This is a genomic window from Chamaesiphon sp. OTE_75_metabat_556 (genome assembly GCF_031378165.1).
Taxonomy (GTDB): domain Bacteria; phylum Cyanobacteriota; class Cyanobacteriia; order Cyanobacteriales; family Chamaesiphonaceae; genus Chamaesiphon.
Window position 1 is genome coordinate 1 of the sequence record NZ_JANNDR010000499.1, and the last position, 4,172, is coordinate 4,172.

The window sequence follows — 4,172 nt, forward strand, 5'->3', positions numbered from 1 at the left end:
AGTCAAAGGGAAACCAATGCAGATTGCCTTTAACTACAAATCTTCACCATTAAATGTGGTAAATAACGGACATACTATCCAAGTTAACTATGCACCAGGGAGTACGATCTCGATCGATAGTACCGAATACGCACTCCTCCAATTTCATTTTCACACCCCCAGCGAGCACAAGATTGCTGGCAAAGCTGCGGCGATGGAATTACATTTCGTTCACCGCAATGCCGCTGGTAAACTGGCAGTGGTAGGCGTGATGATGAATGAGGGCAAAGAGCATCCGTTAATCGCGCAAGTGTGGAAGGCAATCCCGCCAACTGGTAAAACAAATGCCATGAGCAACAGTAGCATTGATGCTAGTAATCTATTGCCGCCATCCAAGTCTTATTATACTTATGATGGATCGCTGACTACTCCGCCTTGTAGTGAGGGCGTTAAATGGCATATTTTGGCAGCACCAATTACGGTTTCTAGCGCACAGATTCGCGAGTTTGCCAAATTATATCCGGTCAATGCTCGTCCGCTGCAACCGACGCAGACTAGACGCATCGAATTGCATGGAACTGTCTAAATTAGATCGACGATCGCCCCAAATTTAGTGAATGATTCATATGTAGCAATCTTATTTGATTTATGAGTAGGGGCAATTCATGAATTGCCCCTACTCACTTAGACAAAAGCACGATCGATATCTAGGTCTTGTCACCATTTATCAGCAGTCGATCGATCGCCAGGATCTTGCCAATGATCAAATAAAAGTCACATAATCTAGCTTGTGCGAACGCTTGGAGGTTTTATGACAATTGCCGCTGCACCTAATCCACCTGTCGAGACTCAACCCTTGCTACTCGATATATAGTGATATGATAAAATTATACTTTTTTAGCATTTATATTTAAGACGGAACTTAAATTATAAATACTGACTGTCTAGATGTATAAAATTCACAATATCTAGAAAATATGAAAAATATTTCAATAGCTGCTACAGCGGCAATCCTCACTGCTTTTACAATGGCTGATGTTGCTTCAGCCGCTACATTTGGTGCAGGCCTTTCCTATACACTACAATTTCCACAGGGTATTGACTTTTCTATATCTCCACCAGAATTTAGAAATCCTCCAACAATAGTAGTAGGAGATGCATCTGCTATTAGCCGCCCTGGTTCAATTACTTCTTCCTCCGCTAGTCAGATATCCATTAATATTGGTGGAGTTTCAGGAAGTGCGGGGCGGCCTGGAGTTGGTAATTCTTCGGCAGGATCTAGAGCAACACTATCAACAATAGTATCAACTTCTCCTGGTCAAAGTTTTACGGGTTTTATTCAAGGATATTATTTCGGTTCAGTATCAGCAAATGCGGATCTAAGGTCGGAGAGTTCCCAAGCTTATGGAAGCATTTTCGTCAATGGAGTTAATATCGTAGATCGTTATATCGGCGGTTCTAGAGATAGCAATATATTCGGATCCTTTGCCATTCCTATTAATCTTTCACCACAAAATAGCACCCAAAGTTTTAATATTCAAGGTTATATTGGTGGTTCAGCGGGATCAGCTCCTGTCCCCGAACCATTTACGATTATTGGGACGATTGTTGGTGGTACAGCAGCTTTTCGCATGAGAAAAAAGCTAAAAGCTGCTGACTAAGAATTTGGATTCTCCGCAAATTGCCCTGATCACACCCTTGCACAACCAAAACCCCTACCAATCAAGGTTAGGGGTTTTGACTATCAATGTCGATCGACGAGATGGTGCGATCTCAACCTAAATTTTGGTCACAACACTGGATTGACTCGATCGAGCTTAATTTAAATCTGAAGAGTCGAACGGATTTTCACCCACTCCTAACTGGCATTTACTGCGATCTAAATTTTGCCATAACTGTTGAATTTGCGCGTGAGCTTCAAATGCCGATAGCTTACCAGCCGTAGTCAGACAAGAAATATAATTAACGCGATCGGCAAATTCTTGTAAGTTAGCATTAAACACCAAATTTTCTGGGTTCACTTGCCCATAAAAACGATGGCGGGGGGAGAGGAAGTCTTGAGTACGCAGCATAATCGATCGATTATAGATGTGGACACTAATAGATACAACTATAATTCAGGCATACCGACTCATCATCCGGATAAATTCGATCGATATTCAAACTACTTCTCGATCGATTTGGTCGGTCGATCGCCAACAGTTTGCCAATGATAGAATAAAAGTCACGCCACCTAGCTCGTGCAAACATTTTGAAGGTTGTATGACGATATCAAAAAGTGAACGCTACGCGAACGCCGCTGCACCTACTTCACAGGTCGAGACTCAGCCCTTGTTACTCGATGTACGAAATACAACTCTAACGGTCACACTAGCCCAATTCGACAGGCTATGTAAATCAAAAAGGTATTGATGAGATAAGTTAGATACAGGAGACCTCATACCAAATGCAATCTTTAGAAGCCAAACCGTTATTCTTGGATGTCCATAGGATTACCCTTCGTGTTACACATGAGGAGTTTGAGAAGCTGTGCCAAGACAATCCAGATCGATCCTTAGAATTGACAGCCAACGGAGAATTAGTCATTATGCCCCCAGTTGGTGGAGAGAGTGGGAATTTTGAGTTAGAGCTAGGTGCTGAATTAGCAATCTGGAATCGTCAAACTGGGTTAGGTAAAATCTTTAGCTCCTCAACCATCTTTGTATTACCCAATGGTGCTCTAAGATCTCCAGATGCCGCTTGGGTGGAGTTGTCTCGGTGGGAAGCCCTAACCCCAGAGCAACGCAAGAAATTTCCACCCCTGGCACCCGATTTTGTCATCGAGCTGCGCTCGGCAACGGATAGGCTGCCTCCGCTTCGAGAAAAAATGGAGGAATACCGCGCTAACGGGGTGCGTTTGGGTTTACTAATCGATCCACAGAAGAAGCAGGTGGAAATTTATCGATCGTCGAATATCGACGCGCAAGCTTCGGGGCAGGAACCGTTTGTCCTAGAATCCCCCACTGAAATCGATTGTAGCAAAGTCATGCCAGGTTTCGTACTGAGCATGAGTAGAATTTTTTGAGTTACGAAAGGACTACTAATTCCTGTAGTCGCCACCGTTAGCAAATCAGAAAGGTATCAATATAATCAAAAGTCTGAGTGGACTTAAAACAAAAAGCCCGTATTCCTCTGATGTTGAGAATCATGGGCTTTTAGGATGTGACAAGGCAATTTATAGCTAAAAGCTAGCAGTTTGGGGTTGTGTAAACATAAACCCCAAATATGCAAGTGGCACTTGCATATGTTAAACTGTACCTAACTTTATTTCACGTAGTTTCTGCAAATTTCAAGCCAGCCAATTTGCACTTTTACCGCACCAAATGGAAATTTTTGCATGTCAGATCTGAAACCAGTTCTTCAATCTAAAAATAGTTAGAACTATGTTGATTTTTTTCATTTTTATTTGTATCGTTGCGATCGCTATTTTCGCCCTGCCTTATATATTGATTTCCAGAAATAGATTACCTCAACCATCAGGACAATGGCAAGTAGGTACCAGCGAGATCGTTTGGAAATCACCAGACTATCCAGAAGCCGGAATAATTGCAAAGGTATGGTATCCGACTGCTGAAAAAACTGGTGTTCATAGTCCTTATATTCATAAACTAGGTCGAGATTTTGCCGATCCAATCGCTGCAAATTTGGCATACAAGTTAATTTTCTCACTGCTCCGGCGCGTTTCTACTAGTCCAGCATTGACAAATGCTACTCCTATTCAGACTCCAAATGGTCTACCGATCGTCCTTTTTTCACCTTGCTTCGGTGGAATTAATTACCTGGGTACTTTCTACGCGCTAGAATTTGCCAGTCATGGTTTTATGGTCATTGGCATCAATCACCCCAAGTCAAATGTCGGAACTATGTGTACGAATGGTTTGCAAATAAAGTTTGAAAATTTCGATACATTAATATTTAATGAGCCTGCTAAATTCGAACAATATATCGGAAACGTCACGCGTACACAGGCAATAAATATATCGATAATTGTAGATGAAATCATCCATCTTAATTCTGCAATTGGGTCATTATTTTATCAAAGAATCGATCCTAATAAAATATTTGCCGCTGGGCATTCAGTAGGAGGTTCAGCTAGTTTTGCTGCGTGTGGCAGAGATCGACGTATTTCTAAAGGAATCGATCTTGATGGAACT

5 protein-coding genes are annotated in these 4,172 nt (G+C 42.0%); 4 read left to right on the top strand and 1 reads right to left on the bottom strand.

The window, feature by feature from the left end:
* Nucleotides 1-565, top strand: a 565-nt coding sequence (locus RMO27_RS20010) for a carbonic anhydrase family protein (RefSeq protein WP_309735842.1), incomplete at its 5' end; no start/stop codon positions are given.
* 391 nt (nucleotides 566-956) lie between these two features.
* Entirely contained in the window at nucleotides 957-1,640 is a 684-nt protein-coding gene (locus RMO27_RS20015) for a PEP-CTERM sorting domain-containing protein (RefSeq protein WP_309735844.1), read from the top strand.
* Between the two features lie 156 nt (nucleotides 1,641-1,796).
* Here the strand turns inward: RMO27_RS20015 and RMO27_RS20020 are convergent, their stop codons facing one another.
* The gene (locus RMO27_RS20020; protein ID WP_309735846.1) at nucleotides 1,797-2,051 is read right to left on the bottom strand and encodes a hypothetical protein; all 255 of its coding nucleotides are present in this window, start codon (nucleotides 2,049-2,051) and stop codon (nucleotides 1,797-1,799) included.
* A 374-nt stretch (nucleotides 2,052-2,425) separates the two neighbouring features.
* Between RMO27_RS20020 and RMO27_RS20025 the strand changes: the two genes are divergently transcribed.
* Together RMO27_RS20025 and RMO27_RS20030 are read left to right on the top strand one after the other, a co-directional pair.
* Entirely contained in the window at nucleotides 2,426-3,043 is a 618-nt protein-coding gene (locus tag RMO27_RS20025) for a Uma2 family endonuclease (protein ID WP_309735848.1), read from the top strand.
* A 358-nt stretch (nucleotides 3,044-3,401) separates the two neighbouring features.
* On the top strand, nucleotides 3,402-4,172 hold a 771-nt coding region (locus RMO27_RS20030; RefSeq protein WP_309735850.1), incomplete at its 3' end, for a hypothetical protein.

Coding starts and splice junctions, on each gene's coding strand:
- RMO27_RS20015 (WP_309735844.1), top strand. CDS start 957: ATGAAAAATATTTCAATAGCTGCTACAGCGGCAATCCTCACTGCTTTT.
- RMO27_RS20020 (WP_309735846.1), bottom strand. CDS start 2,051: ATGCTGCGTACTCAAGACTTCCTCTCCCCCCGCCATCGTTTTTATGGG.
- RMO27_RS20025 (WP_309735848.1), top strand. CDS start 2,426: ATGCAATCTTTAGAAGCCAAACCGTTATTCTTGGATGTCCATAGGATT.